This is a genomic window from Streptomyces sp. SID11385, from assembly GCF_010548245.1.
GTDB lineage: Bacteria > Actinomycetota > Actinomycetes > Streptomycetales > Streptomycetaceae > Streptomyces.
On record NZ_JAAGLR010000685.1, the window covers coordinates 1 to 384 of the forward strand.

Annotated in this window: 1 pseudogene; it reads right to left on the bottom strand. The window is 77.3% G+C overall.

The window, feature by feature from the left end:
• A pseudogene (locus tag G3I42_RS20570) lies at positions 1-377 on the bottom strand (YncE family protein); the annotation flags it as partial.
• Positions 378-384: the final 7 nt, after the last annotated feature.

Consider the following 384-nt stretch of genomic DNA (forward strand, 5'->3'; position numbering starts at 1 on the left):
ACCGCGACCCCGTAGACGGCCTGGCGGGCCCCTGTGGCGGTGTCGGTGACGGGGGCCTCGTAGGTGGCCTTCACGGCGAGGGTCACGGGGTCGACCTTGAGCAGCGCCGACTGTGTGACGGGGGGCCGGCCCACGGCGGTCGTGGCCCACAGGACGTGGTTCCGCTCCGAGTAGGCCGACTGGTAGAGGCCGGCGGCGAGCGGCGCGACGGTCGTCCTGGGCGCCGGGGCGTGGCCCGTGCCGTGCGCCTGGGCCGGGCGCTGTGCGTGGTTCGCGCCGTGCGCCTGGGCGGTGCCCGTGGCGAAGAGCGTGGCACCGGCGGCGCAGGCGACGGTGACGGCGGCGGCGCGGCGCAGGCGGGGGACGAGAACGGACATGCGGGTC